This is a genomic window from Nocardia citri (genome assembly GCF_054065835.1).
Window position 1 is genome coordinate 95,989 of sequence record NZ_JBSUQM010000015.1, and the last position, 21,884, is coordinate 117,872.

At 64.6% G+C, this 21,884-nt stretch carries 18 protein-coding genes and 5 pseudogenes; 12 read left to right on the forward strand and 11 right to left on the reverse strand.

The features are described 5' to 3' along the window. Nucleotides 1–135: 135 nt before the first annotated feature. From ACW2Q0_RS20530 to ACW2Q0_RS20540, 3 genes and pseudogenes are all read right to left on the reverse strand, one after another. Nucleotides 136–834, reverse strand: a complete 699-nt coding sequence (locus tag ACW2Q0_RS20530) for a hypothetical protein (RefSeq protein WP_457192495.1) — start codon at nucleotides 832–834, stop codon at nucleotides 136–138. Between the two features lie 34 nt (nucleotides 835–868). Beyond that, nucleotides 869–1,741 carry an aminoglycoside phosphotransferase family protein gene (locus ACW2Q0_RS20535; RefSeq protein ID WP_457192496.1) on the reverse strand — a complete coding sequence of 291 codons (873 nt, stop codon included), beginning with the start codon at nucleotides 1,739–1,741 and terminating at the stop codon, nucleotides 869–871. Nucleotides 1,742–1,798: 57 nt separating this feature from the next. Further along, nucleotides 1,799–2,313: pseudogene (locus ACW2Q0_RS20540) on the reverse strand (serine/threonine-protein kinase); the annotation flags it as partial. 164 nt (nucleotides 2,314–2,477) lie between these two features. Between ACW2Q0_RS20540 and ACW2Q0_RS20545 the strand changes: the two are divergent. The 3 genes and pseudogenes from ACW2Q0_RS20545 to ACW2Q0_RS20555 all read left to right on the forward strand — a co-directional run bounded on the left by ACW2Q0_RS20545 (nucleotide 2,478) and on the right by ACW2Q0_RS20555 (nucleotide 5,290). Then, nucleotides 2,478–3,716, forward strand: a complete 1,239-nt coding sequence (locus ACW2Q0_RS20545) for an NAD(P)/FAD-dependent oxidoreductase (RefSeq protein WP_457192497.1) — start codon at nucleotides 2,478–2,480, stop codon at nucleotides 3,714–3,716. Nucleotides 3,717–3,907: 191 nt separating this feature from the next. After that, nucleotides 3,908–4,792, forward strand: a complete 885-nt coding sequence (locus tag ACW2Q0_RS20550) for an SDR family oxidoreductase (protein ID WP_457192498.1) — start codon at nucleotides 3,908–3,910, stop codon at nucleotides 4,790–4,792. A 229-nt stretch (nucleotides 4,793–5,021) separates the two neighbouring features. Further along, nucleotides 5,022–5,290: pseudogene (locus ACW2Q0_RS20555) on the forward strand (WS/DGAT domain-containing protein). Nucleotides 5,291–5,372: 82 nt separating this feature from the next. Here ACW2Q0_RS20555 and ACW2Q0_RS20560 read toward each other — a convergent pair. Then, nucleotides 5,373–6,530 carry an acyl-CoA dehydrogenase family protein gene (locus ACW2Q0_RS20560; RefSeq protein WP_457192499.1) on the reverse strand — a complete coding sequence of 386 codons (1,158 nt, stop codon included), beginning with the start codon at nucleotides 6,528–6,530 and terminating at the stop codon, nucleotides 5,373–5,375. A 77-nt stretch (nucleotides 6,531–6,607) separates the two neighbouring features. Here ACW2Q0_RS20560 and ACW2Q0_RS20565 point away from each other — a divergent pair, with 77 nt between their 5' ends. Further along, on the forward strand, nucleotides 6,608–7,489 hold the full coding sequence (locus tag ACW2Q0_RS20565) for an HpcH/HpaI aldolase/citrate lyase family protein (protein WP_457192500.1): 882 nt from the start codon (nucleotides 6,608–6,610) through the stop codon (nucleotides 7,487–7,489). Further along, nucleotides 7,486–8,463: a MaoC family dehydratase gene (locus tag ACW2Q0_RS20570; protein ID WP_457192501.1), complete on the forward strand. Its 978-nt coding sequence runs from the start codon at nucleotides 7,486–7,488 to the stop codon at nucleotides 8,461–8,463. The genes ACW2Q0_RS20565 and ACW2Q0_RS20570 overlap by 4 nt, the downstream gene beginning before the upstream one ends. Here the strand turns inward: ACW2Q0_RS20570 and ACW2Q0_RS20575 are convergent. After that, nucleotides 8,431–8,991, reverse strand: a complete 561-nt coding sequence (locus ACW2Q0_RS20575) for a TetR/AcrR family transcriptional regulator (protein ID WP_457192502.1) — start codon at nucleotides 8,989–8,991, stop codon at nucleotides 8,431–8,433. The two genes, ACW2Q0_RS20570 and ACW2Q0_RS20575, sit on opposite strands and share 33 nt — an antisense overlap. Nucleotides 8,992–9,239: 248 nt before the next feature. On the opposite strand from ACW2Q0_RS20575, the gene ACW2Q0_RS20580 reads away from it, so the two are divergent. The 4 genes and pseudogenes from ACW2Q0_RS20580 to ACW2Q0_RS20595 all read left to right on the forward strand — a co-directional run bounded on the left by ACW2Q0_RS20580 (nucleotide 9,240) and on the right by ACW2Q0_RS20595 (nucleotide 13,917). Next, nucleotides 9,240–9,644, forward strand: a complete 405-nt coding sequence (locus tag ACW2Q0_RS20580) for an SCP2 sterol-binding domain-containing protein (protein WP_457192503.1) — start codon at nucleotides 9,240–9,242, stop codon at nucleotides 9,642–9,644. A 40-nt stretch (nucleotides 9,645–9,684) separates the two neighbouring features. Continuing rightward, nucleotides 9,685–11,234, forward strand: a pseudogene (locus tag ACW2Q0_RS20585) (acyl-CoA synthetase). 31 nt (nucleotides 11,235–11,265) lie between these two features. Beyond that, complete coding sequence (locus tag ACW2Q0_RS20590) at nucleotides 11,266–12,531, forward strand: cytochrome P450 (protein ID WP_457192504.1); 1,266 nt, start codon at nucleotides 11,266–11,268, stop codon at nucleotides 12,529–12,531. Next, nucleotides 12,528–13,917 (forward strand): annotated as a pseudogene (locus ACW2Q0_RS20595) (aldehyde dehydrogenase family protein). Before ACW2Q0_RS20590 ends, ACW2Q0_RS20595 begins: the two are co-directional and overlap by 4 nt. A 451-nt stretch (nucleotides 13,918–14,368) precedes the next feature. On the opposite strand, the gene ACW2Q0_RS20600 reads toward ACW2Q0_RS20595, so the two are convergent. The 3 genes from ACW2Q0_RS20600 to ACW2Q0_RS20610 are packed head-to-tail and all read right to left on the reverse strand — an operon-like array spanning nucleotide 14,369 to nucleotide 17,371. Beyond that, entirely contained in the window at nucleotides 14,369–15,517 is a 1,149-nt protein-coding gene (locus ACW2Q0_RS20600; protein WP_457192505.1) for an acyl-CoA dehydrogenase family protein, read from the reverse strand. Between the two features lies 1 nt (nucleotide 15,518). After that, on the reverse strand, nucleotides 15,519–16,670 hold the full coding sequence (locus ACW2Q0_RS20605) for an acetyl-CoA C-acetyltransferase (RefSeq protein WP_457192506.1): 1,152 nt from the start codon (nucleotides 16,668–16,670) through the stop codon (nucleotides 15,519–15,521). 41 nt (nucleotides 16,671–16,711) lie between these two features. Continuing rightward, entirely contained in the window at nucleotides 16,712–17,371 is a 660-nt protein-coding gene (locus ACW2Q0_RS20610) for a TetR/AcrR family transcriptional regulator (RefSeq protein WP_457192507.1), read from the reverse strand. A 75-nt stretch (nucleotides 17,372–17,446) separates the two neighbouring features. Here ACW2Q0_RS20610 and ACW2Q0_RS20615 point away from each other — a divergent pair, with 75 nt between their 5' ends. Then, on the forward strand, nucleotides 17,447–17,638 hold the full coding sequence (locus tag ACW2Q0_RS20615; protein WP_457192508.1) for a ferredoxin: 192 nt from the start codon (nucleotides 17,447–17,449) through the stop codon (nucleotides 17,636–17,638). Nucleotides 17,639–17,650: 12 nt separating this feature from the next. On the opposite strand, the gene ACW2Q0_RS20620 is transcribed toward ACW2Q0_RS20615, so the two are convergent. Then, nucleotides 17,651–18,376, reverse strand: coding sequence for a TetR/AcrR family transcriptional regulator (locus ACW2Q0_RS20620; RefSeq protein ID WP_457192509.1), 726 nt, complete (start codon nucleotides 18,374–18,376; stop codon nucleotides 17,651–17,653). A 159-nt stretch (nucleotides 18,377–18,535) separates the two neighbouring features. Here ACW2Q0_RS20620 and ACW2Q0_RS20625 point away from each other — a divergent pair. Beyond that, nucleotides 18,536–19,057, forward strand: a pseudogene (locus ACW2Q0_RS20625) (alpha/beta fold hydrolase); the annotation flags it as partial. Between the two features lie 4 nt (nucleotides 19,058–19,061). On the opposite strand, the gene ACW2Q0_RS20630 reads toward ACW2Q0_RS20625, so the two are convergent. Beyond that, nucleotides 19,062–19,487: a hypothetical protein gene (locus tag ACW2Q0_RS20630; protein ID WP_457192534.1), complete on the reverse strand. Its 426-nt coding sequence runs from the start codon at nucleotides 19,485–19,487 to the stop codon at nucleotides 19,062–19,064. Nucleotides 19,488–19,647: 160 nt separating this feature from the next. Here ACW2Q0_RS20630 and ACW2Q0_RS20635 point away from each other — a divergent pair, with 160 nt between their 5' ends. Beyond that, entirely contained in the window at nucleotides 19,648–20,625 is a 978-nt protein-coding gene (locus tag ACW2Q0_RS20635) for an NAD(P)H-dependent flavin oxidoreductase (RefSeq protein WP_457192510.1), read from the forward strand. Between the two features lie 64 nt (nucleotides 20,626–20,689). On the opposite strand, the gene ACW2Q0_RS20640 is transcribed toward ACW2Q0_RS20635, so the two are convergent. After that, on the reverse strand, nucleotides 20,690–21,724 hold the full coding sequence (locus ACW2Q0_RS20640) for an MBL fold metallo-hydrolase (protein WP_457192511.1): 1,035 nt from the start codon (nucleotides 21,722–21,724) through the stop codon (nucleotides 20,690–20,692). Between the last annotated feature and the right edge of the window lie 160 nt (nucleotides 21,725–21,884).

The window sequence follows — 21,884 nt, forward strand, 5'->3', positions numbered from 1 at the left end:
CTCCTGAGGTACGGGTGAATTCGAGTGTCGCGTGCCGAGAACGGCGAAGACCTGGGGCCCAGTCGATTCGGTGTCGCATCGATCGAAGGTGTTCGACGCGGCAGTCCGGCCCCCAGCTCGGGGAGTCCTCGTCGATCACCGGCAGGGCTGCCGCACTCTCCGCCCATGGCAGTCCATGCGAGTCCTCGAATACCAGCCCGTGCAGTACGCAGTCCTCGAAATGTAGAGGGGTCCATAGGAAGAACACCTGGGGCGGCGTGAGCGCCGGCGCGGAGCCGACGTTGCCGGAGACGGAGCGGATACCCCATGATCGGTCCTTGACGCCGAACACCGGCGATGGCCCGGCCCCAACAGCCCGTATTCTCCGGCGACGGTCAGTGTGCCTGTCCAGGAGCCGAATTGGGTAGCGCGGGTGCTGTCCATCCACAGCCGAGTTCCCTGGTAGTGGGTCTGCCTGGCCTCCTCGAATGCAGCAGTGCGGGCCCGGAATTCGATCTCTGCCGCCAGCTGGAACTCCGGTGCATCCACGACGATTCGGTTGATGCGGAACGGTTCGACGATCTCGATGGATATCGGGCCGATGCGAAGTTGGCGATGGTCGAGCGGCAGTCGGCCCGATGCGAAGACCGATCGCTGGAAACCGTTGCGGACGACGGAGAATGCGGCGTCGATGATGCCTTTGTTGGGGTAAATGCCCAGAGCGACGGCAAAGTACAGGCCGTCCCGGAATCCGTTGAACCAGTAGCGGTCGTAGAAATCCGGATGGCCGCTGCCCGGTTGTGCGAGCGGGAGGGATGTCTGGTGGATGGGATATTCGTCGAAAGGCGTGAGCACGGGTGTGACCTTCGGATGGGTTGCGTCGGGTGGGCTAGCTGTCGGCGAGTGCGTCGAGATGGTCGAAGGCGTTGTTGTCGAGGACGTGGGCGGCATGGCGATTGGCCATGGTCGTGAACAACCTGTCGCCATGCTCGGATCGGACGACACCCATCGAGGCGACCATCGCGACCAGGAAGCCGCACACGGTATTCACGCGGTACTCGTCGACACAGCGCTCCCACGAATAGTCTTGTACGCCGAGAGCTTTCAGTGTCGAGTGGTAGTCCCGCAGCAGCGAGAACTCGGATTTGCGGCGTACCTCGATCGGCAGGCCCGCGCCGATGAAGTAACTCGCGTCGATCGGCCCCGGGGCCAGGGTGACGCTTTGCCAGTCGACCACTGTGATGGGCACTCGGCCGCCGTCGCCGCGGAAGAGCAGGTTGTCGAGACGGAAGTCGCAGTGCCACAGGCAACGCGGTTCTCGCAGGGTCTGTGTCCAGCGCGCCGCGTAGCCCTGCGCCAAGCGCGCGGCGACCTCGTGTGCGGCGTCGTCGAGCAGGTCGCCGTACCGCTCCCGGAACGCCTGCTGGACACGGGGAGCCGCTTCGCCGAACTGCTGCCACACGTCGAGTCCGCCGTAAAGCCAGTCGAGTTCGCGCAGTTCGGGCTTGCGCCAGGTGGCGGCGTGCAGGGTGGCAGCGGCTTCGAGAGCGATACGCGCACTGCCCTCGTCGCAGCCGGAGAGCTGGTCGTAGGAGGTGGTGGGGACCAGGCTCTCCAGGACCAGGCAGAAACTGCCGCCGTCGGCACTGATCTCGGCGTGATAGCACTGCGGCACTCGCACCGGCAGGGTCGGCGCGAGTTCCCGGTAGAAACGCACCTCACGCTCATAGCAGCCCACCTCGACGGGCTGACGACCGCTCACCGCGCGAGTTCGTCAGGGCATCAACGCGGCGTGGCCTGGATTGCCCATAGTATCGGCGGCGATGCCGAAGTCGCACAGCTGGGGTTCCCCGTAGTCGGTGACGACGACGTTTCCGGGCTTGACGTCACAGTGCAGTATCCCGTTGCGGTGTGCCGTCTCCAATGCGCCCGCGAGCTTGACGCCCAGTCGGAGTCCGTCCGCGAGGGGGAGCGGTCCGCGGGATCGGAGAATCTCGGCAGTGATCCGCGTGAGTGGTACGGCATTACGAGAAACGGCCGACCGGTCGCGGAGACGTTGGCATGCAGGACCGTGACGATGCTCGGATGTCCGGACAACTTGCCGAGGGTCCGCTGTTCGCGCAGGAATCGGTCGATATCGTCCGGGCGCGGGCCGGTCCGGAGCACCTTGACGGCAACCTGCCGGTCCAGTGTCCGCTCCAGGCAGCGATACACGGTGCCGAAACCGCCGCGACCGATCAACTCGGCGCCTTCGAAACCTTCGGCGTCCAGTTCCGCTTCGATTCCGAGTGCCGGGCGCCGCTGGGTGCCCGCCGGATCGTCGACGGTGCTCATGAATCGTCCTTGACGCGGTCTTCGTCGGTGGATTAAGGACACGTCCGTGGGCAACCGGGTGGCAGTCGCCGACGAGGGGCCTCGGACTGTGGTCCACCTGTTGACGGGCACTCATAATCTAATTTAATATCGATTAAAGTGGTATCAAGCGGGAAGGTTACCGAGTGTCCCAGGAAAACCTCGTCGTAGTCGGAGCGTCCCTCGCCGGGCTGCGGGCGGTGGAAGCCGCCCGCAAGGCGGGTTTCGAGGGCAGCATCACTCTCATCGGGGCCGAAGCGCATCTGCCCTACGACCGTCCGCCGCTGTCGAAGGCGTACTTGGAGCAACTGCCCGATGGTGAGGGGCCCGCTTCGACTATCTTCCGCGATGAAGATGTCCTGCGCGGCGAGCTCGGCGTCGAGCTCGTACTCGGTGCGCCGGCGACGGGTTTGGATACCGAAGGTAAGCGGGTCCTGATCGGCGACCGCGCCGTCTCCTACGATGCGCTCGTGATCGCGACCGGTGCCGACGCGCGGATGCTGCCTGGCGCGGAGGGCTTGAGCGGCGTCCATGCGCTGCGGACCCTCGATGACGCGATCGCGATCCGGCGGGCCCTGGATGCCGGTGCGCGCACGGTCGTTGTCGGTGCGGGATTCATCGGTTCGGAGGTGGCCGCCGGTGCGCGCAAGCGCGGTCTCGACGTCACAATTCTCGAAGCGCTGCCGACCCCGCTGGTCCGGGCGGTGGGCGAACGTATGGGCGAGGCGTGTGCGGCCCTGCACGAGCGGAACGGCACCCCGCTGCGCTGCGGTATCGGTGTGACAGGTCTGGAAGGCGAGGGCCGCGTCGAGCGCGTGCGGCTCAGTGACGGCACGGCGATCGAAGCGGATCTGGTCGTCGTGGGCATCGGTGCGATTCCGGCGACGGGCTGGCTGGAGGGTTCCGGATTGCGTCTGGACAACGGCGTGGTCTGCGACGAGACGCTGTGGACCGGTGTCGAGGGGGTGTATGCCGCGGGCGACGTCGCGCGGTGGCACAACCTGCTCTTCGATCGTCTGATGCGGCTCGAACACTGGACGAGCGCCGCCGAGCAGGGTGCGCTCGCGGCGCGGAATGCTTTGGCCCCCGAATCCGCCAAGCCCTATCAGACCGTGCCGTACTTCTGGTCCGACTGGTACGACAGCCGGATCCAGTTCGTTGGCGTGCCGACCGCCGACGAGATCAAGGTCGTGGAGGGTGACCCAGATGCCGATGAGCGCTGGGTCGCGCTGTACCGCGAAGGTGACAGGCTCGCAGGAGCACTCACCCTGAACGGTCAGAACGTCATCATGAAATACCGTGGCCTGCTCATGAAGAAGGCGAGCTGGGAGGAAGCCCTCGCCTTCGCCGCAGCGCGTGTCGCCGCCCCGGTTCCCAGCTCATGACCCTTAACAGGTGCCGCGCGGCCTGAGCGCGGGCATGAAAGGTGCGCCCAGGGCTGCGGCCGTTGCCCTGCCGCGACCTGTGGCGGTATGCCTGATCGGTTCCTATCAATCGGGACTAGAATTTAATTTATGTTCTAATATAATGACTGTCACCGCTGGTCGATCACGACCTCCAATGAGGTAGGTAGGGAATGAACGAATCGCAACTGACTCGTCGGATCGAAGGTCGCGTCGTCGCCATCACTGGCGCGGCGCGCGGCATCGGCTTGGCGACCGCGAAGGCGCTGCATCGCCGTGGCGCCAAGGTGGTAATCGGTGACATCGACGGTGACGCCGCCGTGAAGTCCGCCGCCAACATCGGGCCGGACGTCGAACCTGTCCGGGTCGACATTACCGACGAGCAGTCGTTCGTCGCATTTCTTGCGAAGGCCGAGGCGCGCTTCGGTCCGCTCGACATCCTGATCAACAACGCCGGCATCATGCCTATCGGCCCCTTCCTCGAAGAGTCGACCTCGCTGTCCAAGCGAGTGCTGGACATCAACGTGGCGGGGCCCATGATCGGGATGCGTGCGGCGCTGCCCAGCATGATCGCGCGCGGCTCTGGTCACATCGTCAATGTGTCCTCCATGGCGGGCACCGCGCCGATTCCGGGAGGTCTGAGTTACGGCGCCAGCAAGGCGGCGGTGATCTCGATGACCGAGACCGCACGTGTCGAATTCGCGAAGTCCGGTGTGTCGTTCACCTGTGTTCTGCCTTCTTTCACGAACACCGAGTTGATCGCGGGCACACGGGGTACGAAGTTCGTTCGCAACCTCGAGCCCGAGGAGGTTGCCGAAGGTATCGTCGGAGCGATCGCGGCACGCAAGCCAGACGTCTATCTGCCGGGGGTCCTCGGACCGATCGCCCGGCTGCAGCCGGTGTTCGGCCGCAGGATCCGGGACGTCATGAACCACCTCCTCGACGCGGATACCACTTTCCTCGTCTTCGACAAGTCGGCGCGAAGTGGCTATGACGCACGGATCAACGGTGCTCCGGAGGCGCCGAAATCGTCCTCGGCACACGGATCGCGGAGCTGAGCGCGGCCGCGGTCGGTCCGCGGTGAAGGGGTGGTCCCGTTGGGGCCACCCTTTTCGTGCGTACCCGCATACGGGTGCTGCCTGATCGGCCGGGCCGCTGTGCAGCATTACGATCTGGCGCGCTTCAAGCGTGTCGCGAAGACCGCGAATGTCACTGTGAACGATGTCTTCTAGCTGCTGCTGATCGGCGGGATCGGCCGCCCGCCCGCCAACCCTGGTCATCTCGAATGTGCCCGGACCTGTCGAGCCGCTGTACTTCAACGGCGCCCGGGTAGAAGAAATCTACGGTCCGTCGGTGCTCTTCACGGCCAAGCGCTGCATGTGACGATGTCGAGCTGCGCTGGCCAGGCCGTCATCAGTTTCACCCCATGCAGCAAGTCCGTACCGCACGTGCAGCGGCTGGCGGTGTACACCGGCGAGGCAATGGAAGAGATCGAAGCGGCGCTCGGCATCGATCAGCTGCCCGAATCTATTGCGCCACACGAGCCTTCGGCGTAGTCGACCCTGGGTGAACTCCAATGAGAACGGCCGGTGCTTGCGATCAGGATCGCAGGCACCGGCCGTTCCGGTTCATGTGGCCTCAGCGAGAGAGCCCGCCGCGGGCAATGAGTTGCGACGTAATGACATTGCGCTGGATCTCATTCGTGCCCTCGCCAACGATCATCAGGGGAGCATCGCGGAAATACCGTTCGACGTCGTACTCGGTCGAATAGCCGTAGCCGCCGTGGATGCGTACCGCGTTGAGCGCGATCTCCATGGCGATTTCGGAGGCGTAGTACTTGGCCATGCCGGCTTCCATGTCGCAGCGCTCGCCCGCGTCGAACTTGCGTGCGGCGTGCAGGACCAGCTGCCGTGCGGCGGTGAGCTTGGTGGCCATCTCGGCCAGGTAGGTTCCGATCGCCTGGTGCTGCCAGATCGGCACACCGAAGCTCTCACGCTGCTGGGCGTAGGCGAAGGCGTCGTCGAAAGCCGCCTGGGCGACACCCAAGGCGCGCGAGGCCACCTGGATGCGACCGGTTTCCAAGCCCTTCATCATCTGCGAGAAGCCCTTGCCTTCGACCCCGCCGAGCACCGCGTCCGCGGGCGCGTGGTAGCCGTCGAAGAGCAGTTCGCAACTCTCGACGCCCTTGTACCCGAGCTTGGGGAGATCACGCGAAACCGTCAGGCCGGGGCCGTGTTCGACGAGCAGGATGCTGATGCCGCGGTGGCGGGGTTCGGCGGCCGGGTCGGTCTTGCACAGCAGTGCGATCAACTGCGATCTGCGGGCGTTGCTGATCCAGGTCTTCGCGCCGTTGATGGTGTAGCCGTCGGCTTCTCGCTTGGCGACGGTGGTCATGGCCTGCAGGTCGGAGCCGCCGCCGGGCTCGGTGAGGGCCATGGTCGCCCGGATCTCGCCGGTGGCCATCTTCGGCAGGTAGCGCTGTTTCTGCTCCTCGGTGCCGAAGGTGAGGATCAGCTTGGACACGACCGTGTGGCCGCCCATCGCTCCGGCCAGGCTCATCCAGCCGCGGGCGAGCTCCTCGGTCACACCCACGTAGCACGGCATCGAAACCGGTGCTTCGCCGTAGGGCTCAGGGATGGCCAGGCCATAGATCCCGAGCTGTTTCATCTGCTCGATCAGTTTTTCCGGGTACTCGTTGGCGTGCTCGAGGTCGCGAGCAACGGGTCGGACCTCACGGTCGACCCATTCGCGCACCGTCGCCACTACCTGCTGTTCCTCGGCGGACAGCTCGCTCACCGTTGACTCCTCGCTGGGCTCCGACAACTACCGATATACTTTAACATAGATTAAAAACTATGAAAGGTGGGTGCTTCATGACGGGACGTCCACGGCGGAGGTCGGTCCTCTGCGTGCCGGGTGGCGACGAGTACAAGATCCGCAAGGCGTTGACAGCCGGCGCGGATCAGGTGGTCATCGATCTCGAGGACGCGGTGCCGCCCGCGGACAAGGACCGCGCGCGGGCGGTGCTCGGTGCGATCGCCTGGAGTGAGATCGCCGATGAGCTGCCTTCGATCGCGGTGCGAGTCAACGCGCCCCGAACACCCTGGTGCCACTCGGATATCAACGCGGTGGTGCGGCTGGGGGTGCCTGCGAGTTCCATCGTGCTTCCCAAGGTCGAGTCGGTGGGGGATCTCGAGTTCGCCGATCGTCTGCTCGACGGCGTCGAGGCCGGAGCGGACGACGCTGGTCGGATCGCGGTAGAGGCGCTGATCGAAACCGCCGACGGGCTGAGCCGGATCGAGCAGATTGCCGCGGCGACATCGCGGCTCTCGACCTTGATCACCGGGTATGCGGACCTCGCGGCATCACTGGGCAGGGCGGCGGGCCTGGAGCCCGCGCTGTGGATCGCGGTGCAGGACAGGGTGATTGCCGCCGCGCGGACCAATCGTTTGGATGTGGTGGATGGTCCGTATCTCGGGGTGGGAGTCGATGACGCGTTCGGGGCTGCGGTCGGCCACGCGGCGCGGATCGGGTTCGACGCCAAGTGGGCGATTCATCCTCGACAGATCGAGGCCATAAACGTCGCGTTCGAGCCGTCGAGCGAACAGGTGCGGTACGCGCGCGCAGTGGTGGATACCCTGGCCGCTGCTCACGGCAGTGGTCGTGGCGCGGTGGAACTCGATGGTCAGATGATCGACGAAGCGATCGCGGTCGCTGCACGCCGGACATTGCTGAAGAGCGGAGTTTCACTGTGAGTGCCGAAGGGCCGTACTTCGAAGAACTCGAGCCGGGTCAGGTATTCGACGGCGCGCCGTCGGTCACCCTGACCGATGGCCTTGCCGCCGTCCACCAGTCGATAGTCGGTGATCGTCTCCGGCTTCCACTCGACCATTGCCTGTCCGCGGCAGTTACCGGTCGGGCCGGTTTGGCGCACCCGGCGCTGGTATGGGACATCGCCATCGGCCAGTCCACGGTCCTGACCCAGCACGTCAAGGCCAACCTGTTCTACCGCGGGCTGGTTTTCCGGAGAATGCCCCATCTGGGCGACACCTTGACCACCACGACGACAGTTGAAGGGCTGCGGCAGAACCGGCGTCGTCCCGATCGGGTTTCGACCGGACTGGTTGCCTTGCGCATTCGCACTATCGATCAGCAGGGCCGTGACGTCCTGGACTTCTGGCGCTGCGCCATGCTGCCGCTGCGCGCGGATCGTGATACCGGCCGCGTCGACGACCTGGACGGCATCGGCGCCAGCGCAGATCTGAATTGGTCTGCGGCGGTGGGGGATTGGAACGTCGCGGCACTGAGTGGCGGCCCCGGTCCGGTTCCCGAGGCCGGCCAGCGAGTGGAGGTGATCGGCGGTGACGTGGTCGACGCGGCACCGCAACTGGCCCGGATCAGCCTCAATGTCGCCAGGGTGCACCACGACGCAGACGCTGCGGGCGGTCATCGATTGGTCTACGGCGGCCACACCATCGGCATCGCGTCGTCCCAAGCATCCCGGGTATTCCCGAATCTGGCGACGGTCGTCGGCTGGCACGGGTGCGACCACGTCGGACCAGTTCACGAAGGCGACACACTACGCAGCGTGATCACCGTCGAAGAGGTTGTCCCGGTCGATACCGGAGGCCGCCTGGTCCACCTCCGGTCGGAGGTATTCGCCGCAGGCCCTGCCGTCGATCATGAACGGCCGGTTCTAGATTGGCGCTACGTGGCGCTTTTTGGCTGACAACTCCTCGAGCTCTCGCAATAGCCGGCGCAGGACCCATTCGAGTGCCTCCGGGTTCTCGCCGGAGTCCAGCTCCTGATAGCCGGCCAGAAGGTAGAGGCCCCAGCGGGCATGGAGGAGGGCCTCCTCTTCGTCGTCGAGAATCGCTCGGGCAGCATGGGCGACCACTTCCAAACGCTGGGCGTCGACGGCGTCCTGAATCGAACGGACCTCGGGGTCGACCTTGCTCCAGACCCGGATCGCCGCCTCGGCGCGATGGGGGAGACCGAGCGCGAACTGCAGCAGGGCGTCCAGTTGGGCGAGTGGATCGCGGTATAGCTGCGCTGCTTCGACCAGCTGCGTCGTCCGCTCCGCTTGCCAGTGCTCGAGCAACTGCGCGGTGAAATCATGCCAGTTCTCGAAGTAGTGATAGAAGGATCCTGTCGTCACCCGCAGACGCTTGCACAACGTCGCCTGCTTCAACGCGCTGTAACCCTGCTCCGACAGGAGTTCGAGCGCGGTGTCGAAGTAGTCCTGCTTGATGGCCATTGGTCTCCGTCTGGGTGTGTCAGGTGGATTGCCGACAGCTGCTGGCTCGAAGCTTCCCCCGGGTCTTGTGCGTAAGTCGACTTATGCTTACGATACTCGCATCACCTGTGATGCACACCACAAGGCTCACTCCATGGGCGTTCGCCCGGAACCTCGCTCTGAAGGTTTCCAGTGAAGTCTCGGATTGAAATTTAATCAAAGATATATTATGTAACACAGGGGCGCTGCCCCGTGGGAGAGGAACCGACATGGCCTTCAAGGACGCGGGCGAGGTGCGCAAGTACATCGGCGGCATCTTCGAGTCCGCATTCGCCGATCCTGAGATCGGGCCGAAGCTGGCGGCGACCGGTGTCGTGCTCGGGTTCGAGTTCTCGGATCCGGAAACCTTCCTGGTCATTGACGCACCCGCGGGTGTGATCGAGCTGGGGCAGGAGCATTTCGGTAAGACGACGGCGACCATGCGGATGACCGCCGACACGGGCAACGCTTACTGGCAAGGAAAGGTCAATCTGCCGCTCGCGATGGCGAAGGGCAAGATCAAGATCGCGGGGAATGTCGCGAGCATGCTCAAGTTGGCTCCGCTGGGCAGCAAGCTCTACCCGGTCTACATCGAACGCCTGAAGCAGGACGGTCGCGCGGATCTTCTGGTCTGAGCAGGCAGAGCGCAAAGATCGAGCGGAGAGGTACCGCACAATGTTTCCAGGCGTCCACGCCCAGTCCACCCCGGACAAACCGGCGGTGATCATGGCCGGTTCCGGCCGGACGATCACCTATCGCGAGTTGGACGAGAATTCGGCACGCTTCGCCCGTGTGCTGCACGACTTCGGACTGCGCCAGGGCGATGTCATCGCGCTCGTGTCCGACAACGCGCCCGAGTGTTTCGAGATCTATTGGGCGGCACTGCGTTCCGGCCTGTACGTGACCGCGATCAACTGGCATCTGACGCCTGCCGAAGCGGCGCACATCATTGACGACTGCGACGCCGAAGTGGTGGTTACGTCCGCCGGTGCCGCCGAACTCGCCGTAGGGATACGGGACCTGACACCCGGCGTCGAGCAGTGGCTGGTTTTCGGCGGCGACGTCGTGGGCTACCGCTCGTACACCCGAGAGCTCGAGGGTGCGGGCGAGCGCTTGGCCGATCAGCCGCGTGGATCGGACATGCTGTATTCGTCCGGCACGACCGGCCGCCCCAAGGGCATCAAGCCGCCTCTGCTGCCGATCACGGTAGACCAGCCTGGCGACCCGCTGACCATGGCGGTCGGAATGCTGTTCGGCGTCAACGGGGCCGATGTCTACCTATCGCCCGCCCCGGTGTACCATGCGGCTCCGTTGCGTTGGTGTGGTGCGGTCCACGCCTACGGCGGCACCGTGGTGATGATGGAGAAATTCGGCGCCGAAGAGATGCTCCGGGCGATCGAGCAGTATCGGGTGACGGTCACCCAGGTGGTTCCGACCATGTTCGTACGGCTGCTGCAGTTGCCGGCTGAAGTCCGCGGCCACACGACATCTCGAGTCTGCGTCTGGCCATTCACGCCGCCGCGCCGTGCCCTCCGGACGTCAAGCGCGCGATGATCGCTTGGTGGGGGCCGATTCTCGTGGAGTACTACGGCTCCACCGAGGCCAACGGGCTGACTGTGATTACGACCCCCGACTGGGAGGCGAAGCCGGGTTCGGTCGGCCGCAGTGTTCTCGGGCCGGTGCACATCTGCGATGACGACGGCAAGCAACTACCTACCGGCGAGGTCGGTACCGTGTACTTCGAGCGAGAGACCTTGCCGTTCACCTATCACAAGGATCCCGAAAAGACTGCTGCCGCACAGCATCCGGAACATCCGACGTGGACGGCTGTGGGCGATCTCGGGTACGTCGACGAGGATGGTTTTCTGTTCCTGACCGACCGGAAGTCGTTCGTCATCATCTCCGGCGGCGTGAACATCTATCCGCAGGAAGTGGAGAACGTCCTCACCCTGCACCCGGCGATCTTCGATGTGGCCGTGATCGGTGTTCCCGACGCCGAGATGGGGCAGCAGGTCAAAGCCGTCGTTCAGCTGCAACCCGGTGTCGCGCCCACGAGCGATACGGCCACCGAGATCATCTATTACGCGCGGGACCGTGTGGCCCGCTACAAGGCACCCAAGAGCGTGGACTTCGTCGACTCGCTGCCGCGCACCGCAACCGGGAAGCTCGTCAAGCGCGAGCTGGAGAAGCTGTACAAGCCGGCGTCCGTGGCCCAGAACCAGTGACGCCCCGATGGCATTGCAAGGAAGTGTTGATATGACTACGGCAATCGAATCCACTCCACGGGCTTATGACCCGCTGAGCATCTCCCCGCTGTCGTTCTGGTCGAAGACGGCCGCGCAACGCGACGAGACCTTCCGAGTGCTGCGGGCCGAACGGCCGATCAGCTGGCACCCGTCGATCGAGGGCGCGCTGATGCCGCCCGAGAACGAGGGCGTGTGGGCGGTGACCAGCCATCGGCTGATCACCGAGGTCAGCAAGCAGCCCGAAGTCTTCTGCTCCGGCCTGGGCATCCAGCTCGAGGAAGTCCCTACCGACATCCTCGAGGCCGCCTCGTCGTTCCTGGCGATGGACGCGCCCCGGCATCCCGCGCTACGCAAACTGATCAGCTCGGCGTTCACACCGAAGCAGGTGGCCAAGATCCACGATCAAATCAAGAACCAGGCGCGAACTATTGTCGACGATCTGCTCGAGGTCGGTGACGGCGAGTTCGACTTCGTGCACCAGGTGTCCAAGCGGCTGCCGATGTGGACCATCTACGAGATGCTCGGACTGCCGGTGTCGCAGCGGGATGAAGCCGCGCACATGGCCGACGCGATGGTGGCTTGGGCAGACGAGGATGTCGCCGGCGGCCGCGCGCCGGTCGAACTGCTCAACGATTCCCTCGTCGGATTGCTGATGATGGGAATGGAACTCGCGCAGGAGCGGCGTAAGAACCCGGCGTCAGACCTGATGACGAACCTCGTCCACGCCGAGGTCGGCGGTCAGCGGCTGACCGATGACGAGATCGCCTCGTTCTTCGTGCTGCTGTCGGTCGCGGGCAACGACACGACCCGAAACACGATTTCCCTCGGCCTCAAGACGCTGCAGGACTTCCCCGAGCAGAAGGCGCTGTTGCTCGAGGACTTCGATGGGCGAATCGGTTCGGCCACCGAGGAATTGGTGCGCTGGGTGACGCCGGTGATGACCTTCCGCCGGACCGCGACCCAGGACACGGTGCTCGGCGGGCAGGAGATCAAGAAGGGGGAGTGGGTCGCCACGATCTTCTCTTCCGGCAACCGGGACGAGAGCGTCTTCACTGACCCGCACGTCTTCGACATCACCCGGTCGCCGAACCCGCACGTCGGCTTCGGCGGCGGTGGCCCGCACTACTGCATGGGTAACTTCGTGGCCAAGATCCAGCTGCGTGAGATCTTCGACCAGCTGCTGCATCGTGCACCGGACCTGCGGGTCGGCGAGCCTTCCTACCTGGTCGGCAACTTTGTGCACGCCGTCAAGCATCTTCCGGCGACACTGCGATGAGCACCGAACTGATGAGCACCGAACAGATCACGGCCGTGGTCGAGCGGATGCGGCGCGGGTTCGCCTCGGGGCGAACCCGGAGCGTGGAGTGGCGCCTCGAGCAGCTGCGGAGCCTGGTCAAGCTGCTCGACGAATGCGAGGACGAGGTCGCGGCTGCACTCGCCGAGGACCTCGGTCGGAGCAAGCAGGAGGCGTGGTTCGGCGATATCGCCTCCACCCGAGGTGAAGCCGTCTTCGCGATCAAGCACCTGCGCGGCTGGATGAAACGACAGCGCCAGCCCTTGTCGCTCATCCAGTATCCGGGCTCGGCCTGGATCCAGTACGAGCCACTGGGCGTCGTCCTGATCATCGGGCCGTGGAATTATCCCGTCCTGCTGACGTTGGGGCCGTTGATCGCGGCACTGGCCGCGGGAAACTGCGCCGTCGTCAAGCCCTCCGAACTCGCGTCCGCGACCTCCGCCCTGCTGGCCCGGCTGGTGCCGAAGTACTTCGACAGCACCGCTGTCGCGGTTGTCGAAGGTGATGCCGACGTGACCCAGGCGTTGCTGGCCCAGGGCTTCGACCACGCGGTCTTCACCGGTGGCACCGAGGTCGGCAAGAAGATCATGGCTGCCGCCGCTCCCACCCTGACTCCGGTCACGCTGGAACTCGGCGGTAAGAGCCCAGTCATCGTCACCGCGGACGTCGATCTCGAGGTCGTTGCCCGCCGCCTGGCCTGGGTTCAAGTTCATGAACTCGGGGCAGACCTGCATCGCACCGGACTATGTCCTCGCCGATCACCGGATCCAGGACAAGCTGGTGGACAAGGTCGTCGAGCTGATCGGTGAATTCGAGCGCGACGGGCATGCTGATGGTCGGCGCATCGTCAATGAGCGACAGTTCGATCGTCTCTCGGGTTACCTCGAGCAGACACGGGGCAAGGTCGTCACGGGCGGCGGGACGACTCGGTTATCCTTGTCGATCGAGCCGACGGTGGTCGTCGATCCGGATCCGGACGAACCGTTGATGCTGGAGGAGATCTTCGGGCCGATCCTGCCGGTGCTGTCCTACGAAAGCCTCGATGACGCCATCACTTTCGTGAACAGCCGGTCGAAACCGCTGGCCGCGTACTTCTTCAGCGGGTCGTCGGCCGTGCAACAGCGGCTGGTCGATGAAATCCCGTCCGGCGGCGCCGTGATCAACCACATCGCGATGCATTATCTGGTGCCGCAACTGCCGTTCGGCGGTGTCGGTGCGAGCGGTATGGGCGCGTATCACGGCCGCTGGGGTTTCGAGGCACTGAGTCATCGGAAGGCGGTGTTGAAGAAGACATTCAAGCCGGACCTCCGGCTTATGTATCCGCCTTACACCGATCTCGCGATGAAGATCATGCGGAAGGTCTTCTGACACGGCCGGTGTGAGGAAAGCTCCTTACTGCCGTATGAGAGTGCACCCGGGACACGAGCCTCTCGCTCGAATACCTGATTCCTGTCCAAGGGTGTACCCGTCGGCTCGTGCGGGCCAGCTGTCCGGTGCGCACCGTCGTCAGTCTGCGCGAAGCCGTGGCGCATCCGCACATCGCGGCGCGCGGATCGATCGTGGTGGTGCGGTGCAATCCGCGCCGGCACCCCGGTTCTCGCTGTCGCGGACCGAGCTCGGGAACCCGCCGCCGGGCCAGCACACCCGAGATGTATTGACGGAGTGGGGAATTCCGAACGTGGACGCCCTGATCGAGCGCGGCGTCGCCGGTTGAGCGCAGCGGCGTTCTCGACCGGTGCGCCGAGGGCCCCGGACCTGGTGTGGTCCGGGGCCCTCGGCGTTGTTCACCCAGCGGAGCCGGCAGTGGCCGGTCGTGGGCTCAGCGGGCGATCGCCCGTCCGATGAGTTCCTTCATGATCTCGGTGGTGCCGCCGTAGATCGTCTGGATCCGGGTATCGATGTAGGCCTTGGCGACCGGGTATTCGGTCATGTAGCCATACCCGCCATGCAGTTGCAGGCAGCGGTCGAGGACGCGCTTCTGGAGCTCGCTGACATACCACTTGCCCTTGGCCGCATCGATCGGATCGAGTTCGCCCGCGTTGTAGGCGAGTACCGATTTGTCGGTGTACGCCTCGGCGAGGTCGACCTCGGTCTCCATCTCGGCCAGTTCGAACCGGACATGCTGGAAGTCGGAGATCGGCTGGCCGAAAGCCCGTCGCTGCTTGCAGTATTCGATGGTCTGGTCGAGGATCGCCCGCGTGGTCGCCAGCGCCTTGGCGGTGACGCCGAGGCGCTCGCGCGGGAGATGACTCATCAGGTACTGCAGGCCGTTTCCCTCCTCGCCGAGCAGGTTCGCGTGCGGGACACGCGCATTCTCAAAAAACAGTTCCGCGGTGTCCTGCCCAGGCAGCCCAATTTTGTCGAGCTTGCGTCCACGTTCGAACCCGGGGGTATCCCGTTCGACGACGAAGAGGCTGAATCCGCGCGAACCCGCATCGGGATCGGTGCGGGCGGCGACCACCACCAGATCGGCCATGATGCCGCTGGAGATGAAGGTCTTCTGCCCGTTGATGATCCAGTGGTCGCCGTCGCGGACCGCGCTCGTGCGGATTCCGCGCAGGTCGCTGCCGGCTCCGGGCTCGGTCATGGCGAGGGCGCCGATGATCTCGCCCGCGGCGAAGCCGGGCAGCCAGAGCTGCTTCTGGTCGTCGCTGGTGAGATCGAGCAGGTAGTGCAGGACCAGGTCGTCCTGCAAGCTGATCGTGAGGTTGAACGAGAGCGCGTTGATGCGCGATACCTCTTCACACACGACCATCCGATACCGATAGTCGTGGACGCCCGAACCGCCGTATTCTTCGGCGATCTCGAGTCCGTACAGCCCGGCGGCCGCGGCTTTCCTGTAGACCTCGCGGTCGATCCAGTGGTCCTCGTCCCACTTGTCCTTGTGGGGCACGACCTCTCGTTCGAGGAAAGCGCGAACCGTCTCGCGGTACGCCTCGTGATCGGGCTCGTACAGGCCCCGGCGCATGTCAGAGCCTTTCGATGATGGTGACGTTGGCCTGGCCGCCACCCTCGCACATGGTCTGCAGGCCGTAGCGGCCGCCAGTGCGTTCGAGCTCGTGCAGCAGCGAGACCATCAGGCGAGCGCCCGTCGCGCCGATCGGGTGGCCGAGCGCGATCGCGCCGCCGTTCGGGTTGACCTTGGCCGGGTCCGCGCCGATCTCGGCCAGCCAGGCGAGCACGACCGGCGCGAACGCCTCGTTGATCTCGACCGCGTCGATGTCGTCGATGGGCAGCCCGGCCCGCTTGAGCGCGTGCTGGGTGGCGGGGATCGGCGCGCTGAGCATCATCACCGGATCCGCACCGCGCACGGACATGTGGTGGATGCGCGCGCGGGGCTTGAAGCCGTACCGCTCGACCGCCGCTTCCGAAGCGATGAGCAGCGCCGCGGAGCCATCCGAGATCTGGCTGGCGACCGCCGCAGTCAGGCGTCCGCCTTCTGTCAGAGTCTTGAGCTGAGCCATCTTCCCGAGGGAGGTGTCGGCACGCGGTCCCTGATCGACCGAGACGCCGGCGAACTCGGTGATCTCCCGGGCGAAGTGGCCCGCCTCGATCGCGTGCAGTGCGCGCTGGTGGCTCTGGAAGGCCCAGACCTCGTTGGTCTCTCGGCTCAGGTTCCAGTGTTCGGCCATCATCTCGGCGCCGCGGAACTGCGAGATCTCCTGCGCGCCGTAGCGAGCCTGCCAGCCCTCGCAGCCCGTCCACGGATCGGTCGACCCGAACGGTTCGCCCGCCTGGAACGCGGACAGGATGGGGAACTGGCTCATTTTCTGCACGCCACCGGCCACGATGAGATCGCTGGTTCCGCTCATCACCGCCTGCGCGGCGAAATGCACGGCCTGTTGGGCCGAGCCGCACTGACGGTCGATGGTGACACCGGGAACCGATTCCGGCAGGCCGGCGGCCAGCGCGGCGGTGCGCGCGATATCGCCGGCCTGCGCACCGATGTTGTCCAGGCAGCCCAGGATCACGTCATCGATGTCGGCGGGGTCGAATTCATTGCGGCCGACCACCGTCTTGATGACGTGCGCGGCCATGTCCGCCGGGTGCGACTGAGCGAAGCCGCCGCCTCGCTTGCCTACCGCGGTCCGGACGGCATCGATGATGTACGCCTCGGGCATGGTTCTCTCCTCAGAAGTGACGTTGATTAATTTAATATAGACTAAATTTTGCGCAGTGTCGACGGGGCGCCCCGGGGATGGGTGCGCAGCTGCGGGGAGGTGGCCCCGTCGACTGCCACACTGCTGCGAACGATCGACTGCGCGGTCGCCACCAGATTGTCCAGCGAGCCGTTGCTCGGATTCCACCATTCCGCGGTCCAGTTGAGCGCCCCGATGACGAGCATGCGAGCGATCCCGATATCGAGTCCGGCGTGCAATTGGCCGGATGCCGCGAGCTGCTCCAGTAAGGAGCGCCAAATCGCGTGATAGGCGGTGCTTTCCAGGCGGAGTGACTCGATGATCTCGGGCGGAAGCTGGCCGGCATTGCGCGTTACCGCGGACGCGAAGTCGGACAACTCCAGTTCGATTCGGAGATGTGCCTCCACCGCGGCGTCGATCAACTCGATGACCGGGGTCCCGGGCGGCGCCGAAGTGATCGCGCGGTGTACGTGTTCGCGGACTCGTCGCTGGCCTTCCCGCATCACCTCGGCGATCAGTTCATTGCGTGATCGGAAGTAGTAGTAGACGGCGGGTGCGCGCAACTCGGCGTGAGCGGCAATATCGGCGAGGCGGGTCCCCGCGACGCCTCGTCGGCTGAGAATGTGCGCGGCCGCGGCCAGGATGCGCTCGCGGGTGGCGTTCATCGGGGAGGTGGTGATCATCGGCTCCTCGCGTATTGACCGAGAGGGAAATCTAATTTATCTTCAATTCAAAACATAGCACCAAAGGAGGCAATGATGAAGGTCGTCGTCGATCGGAGCAAGTGCACAGGTCTGGGCATCTGCGAGTCGCTCGCTCCGACGTTCTTCGAGATCGATGACAACGGCGAACTCGTCCAGCTCGAGGACGACGTCACCGACGACGAGCTCGCCGCTGTCGAGGAGGCCGTGCAAGGGTGCCCGACCGAGGCGCTTCGGATCTCGCGCTGACCGCCGCGGGACTCAGGCGGATTCGGCTGCGGGCTTGACCGTCGTCCTCCGCGGCGCCCGCCTGCGCCGCGGTGACGTCGCGGGTTCTTCGGCCGCGTCGGCTGTCGTAATCCCGGTGCGAATCAGTGACTGTGCCGTGCGGATGACGGTCTCCAGTGATCCTCGCCGGGGTGTCCACCACTCCGCAGCCCAGTTCAGTGACCCCATGATGAGCATTTGCGTGACGTGCAAGTCCAGGTCGCCTCGGATCTGCCCCTCGGCGGCGGCGTCCTTGATCAGCTTGCGCCACAACGTGCCGTAGTTCGCCTCTTCCGCGAGTTGACGGGCACGGAGGTGCTCGGGGACCTGGCCGCTGTTGCGAATCGCCGCCGTCGCATAATCGGACAACTCGAGCTCATGCCGGAGGTGCGCGTCGATGGCGATCATGATGCGGTCGATCGGCGTGACGTCACCGGAGACGTCGTCGAGGACGCCTTCCAGATGCTTCACCATCTCGGCGATCCCGCTCCACATGACCTCCTCGATGAGTTCCTCACGCGAGGGGAAGTAGTAGTAGATCGCGGGAGCCTGGAGCTCGGCATACTCGGCGACATCGCTCAGCCGCGTCCCGGAGTAGCCCTTCATGCTCAGTACGTGGGCAGCGGCGTCCAGGATGCGTTGGCGGGTCTTGGCCGACTTGGACTCCGACGAGTGATCATCGTCTGCCGCGTTCTGCTGCACCTTAGGTTTTCTAGCCACGGTTCAACTATAAGCCAACCAGGTAGGTGAGCTTTCTGTTGACGCGTCCGGTTTACCCGATTTAACAAACATTTTCGAATCTGTGTTATATGATACTGCGTCGGCCTGTCCGAATCGAGACCGGGCCTCCGATCCACACGATGCACTATGGGCGACGCAATGAAGCGTTCGGCTGCGGTTCCTCCCGCAGTGTACCGGGGAGGCTCGGGTGATCCCGTACTTCTGATTCACGGGTTCACCCTCAACTGGCAATCATGGGGTGGCGTCATCGACGATCTGAGTGCCGACTTCGATGTACTCGCGCCGACCTTGCCCGGCCACTGGGGAGGTCCGGAGCCCGATCGGGCGTTGACGATAGCCGGATTCACCGACTACCTCGAGCGTCGGATGGATGCTGCCGGATGGGCCGATGCGCACATCGCCGGGAACTCGCTCGGGGGCTGGCTGGCGATGGAGCTCGCGGCGCGTGGTCGGGCACGATCGGTGACCGCGGCGGCACCCGCTGGACTCTGGCATTCCGATAGTGCTGCCGCCGACGAGGTTCGGCGGAAGTTTCGCAGTTTTTCCCGGGTGGCGCCAGCCATGCGGTACGCGGCCCATCCCGCGGTGCCGGATATGGCGAGTCGTGCGCTCCTGCGTTCGTTCGCTCATCGGCCCGGCCTGGTTTCTCCAGAGCTGGCAGCCCTCACGATCGAAGCCCCGGCGCATTGCCGCTACTTCGACACCGTCGCCAATGACCCCGAGGCCACCGCTGGACCAGAACATCCTTCGCCGAGTCTCGCCCGCGCACGTCGCACAGCTGAACCGGCACATGATCATCGAGGTCCAGTGCCTGGCGAACCTCTGCGATGCTGTATTGTGGGCCGCCGTCGAAGCAGTTGACGCCGACGATGAACGGCATGCCGCGGCGTTCGAAGAAGTCGACTATGCCGGGTGCGCTGTCGTGGTCGACGCGCGTGGCCCAGTCCTGATTGTCGGTGCCGCGGATGAGTAGGAGCCCCACGATGATCGCCCCAGTGACGAGCAGGGCGAGGCTCGGTGCGAGTGCGATGGAGAGGATCCGGCCTCGAATGCCGATCTCGGCCTTGAACACCGGCCCAAAGTAGCGCATCTATCCTTACTTTTTGATGATTAATTAACCTACTAACGAGTAATAAAATATGCGGTGCGCTGCTTTTGTTGACCCGGATTCACTTTGAATTTAATATAGGTTAAAAACCATCCCTGCCGTCCGGGTTCCCGGTCCGGTGAACTATGAACGGTGGTAGCCGATGCTTCCCGATGTCCTGTGCTCGCGACTGGCGCTACCTGTCGTCGCCGCCCCGATGTTCATCGTTTCTGGACCGGAACTTGTTGTAGCGCAGTGCATCTCGGGTGTCATTGGATCCTTTCCGGCGCTCAATGCGCGACCGGTGAGCATGCTGGACGACTGGCTGGCCGAGATTTCCGAGCGACTGGCCGATCACGATGCGACAGCTGACGGCACGCGCAAGTCGGCGCCGTTCGCGGTGAACCTGATCGTGCACAAGACCAATGCCCGGATCGAGGATGACCTGGAACAGTGCGTGCGACACCGGGTGCCTTTGGTGATCACGTCACTCGGCGCCCGAGAGGATGTCAACGAGGCCGTGCACTCCTACGGCGGAATCGTATTGCACGATGTGATCAATGATCGCTTCGCGCACAAAGCGATCGAGAAGGGCGCCGACGGCCTCGTCGCCGTCGCCGCGGGCGCCGGCGGCCATGCGGGCGCGCTGTCCCCCTTCGCTCTCGTGCAGGAAATCCGGCAGTGGTTCGATGGTCCGCTGCTGCTGTCCGGCGCCATCGCGCACGGACGATCGGTACTGGCAGCGCAGGCAGCAGGTGCTGATCTGGCCTATATCGGATCGGCGTTCATCGCGGCCCAGGAAGCGAACGCCGCCCCGGAGTACAAGCAGTGCGTCGTCGAGAGCGCGGCATCCGACATCGTGTACTCGAACTACTTCACCGGCGTGCACGGCAACTTCCTTCGCAGCAGCATCGCCGAAGCCGGCCTCGACCCCGACAGTCTACCCACGGCAGCCGGCCCCGCGTTCGGCTCCGGCACAGACGAGTCGAAACCGAAGGCATGGAGCCAGATCTGGGGCTCGGGACAGGGAATCGGCGTGATCGACAAGGTCGAGAGTACGGCGGCTATCGTGGAACGAATGCGGATCGAATACGACCAGGCGGTGGACGCCATCACCGCATCGGCATGGGTGAACGCCTGACGCGCACCTCGGCGGACACCCTCAGGTGTCCGCCGCATGGCCATCGGGTCTGCGGCGCAGTGGATTACGCGCTGAGCGCGTAGGTGCGCACGTCGCTCCGGTCGGTGTAAATGACCCTGCCTCGCATGGCGAGGACGTCGAGGTGCGCGTGGATTTCGGTCACCGCGGACAGTTGGTGATCGATCGGCAATTCTTCGAGCCGCCGATTCCGCCGGGTCCATCGCAAGGCGCAGGCCACTTCGTAGGAAGTCGACGCCCCGGCGGCTACTTCGTCGCAGATTTCATCCAACCGTTGTTGATGGTGCCGCAGCAGTTCCGCGGTGCGGTCGTGACTGCTCGCGGTCACCGGACCGTGCGACGGCAAGACGGCTGAATCCGGCATCCCGTGCACCAGTTCGAGGGACGAAATGTACGAGCGGAGCGGATGCGCTTCGGGCGCCCACTCGAATCCGATCGACGGCGTTATGTGCGGCAGGATGTGGTCTCCGGAGAACAGTAACTGGTTGTCGGCGTGGTGGAACACGATGTGCCCGCGGGTGTGCCCGGGGGTCGAGATCACTTCGATCTCACCGCTGCGGAGCTGGATTCGATCGCCGTGGTCGAGCCATCGGTCCGGCGGTCCGAACGAGACGCCCACTTCGCTTTCGGGTGCCGGCGTGTACGCGAGTTCCCTGGCCAGCTGCGGCGCGCCGCAACGCGCGAGCAATGGCGCATGGTTGGGGAACCGTCCGGCATCAGTTCGGAAGCCCAGGACGCTGTGGTGTTCCTCCCTGCCAACCATCAGCTCGCAGCCGAGTGTGGTGCGCCAGGCGTAAGCCTGGGAGTAGTGATCCCAGTGATGGTGGGTGGCGAGGCAAGTGGCGATGTCATCGAGCTGGTAGCCGAGCCGGCGCAGCGCTTCGGTCATGGCGGCTTCGGTCCGCGGCCCGTGCCAGCCCGGGTCGATCACCACCAGCCCGTCCGAGGACTCCAGTACGTAGGCGTTGACGGTGCCGAGCCCATCGAGGGGGAGGGGAAGGGGAATGCGGTAGATGCCGCACGCGATCTGGTGGGCGCCGGGTTCGGTCCAATCCTCGGGTTGATCGGTAACCAGCGACATCTGCACCACTCCCTTTTCACCCTGTGGGTCATTACTTATCTACTCTAAATTAAAAAGCATTCACTGATTCAGTGGCGTGCGACACTTGCGGATAAGCCGACTTATGCTACGCTTCCGATGTGATCCGAGGCACACTCGGAGTTCACTCGTTCGGCTCGCG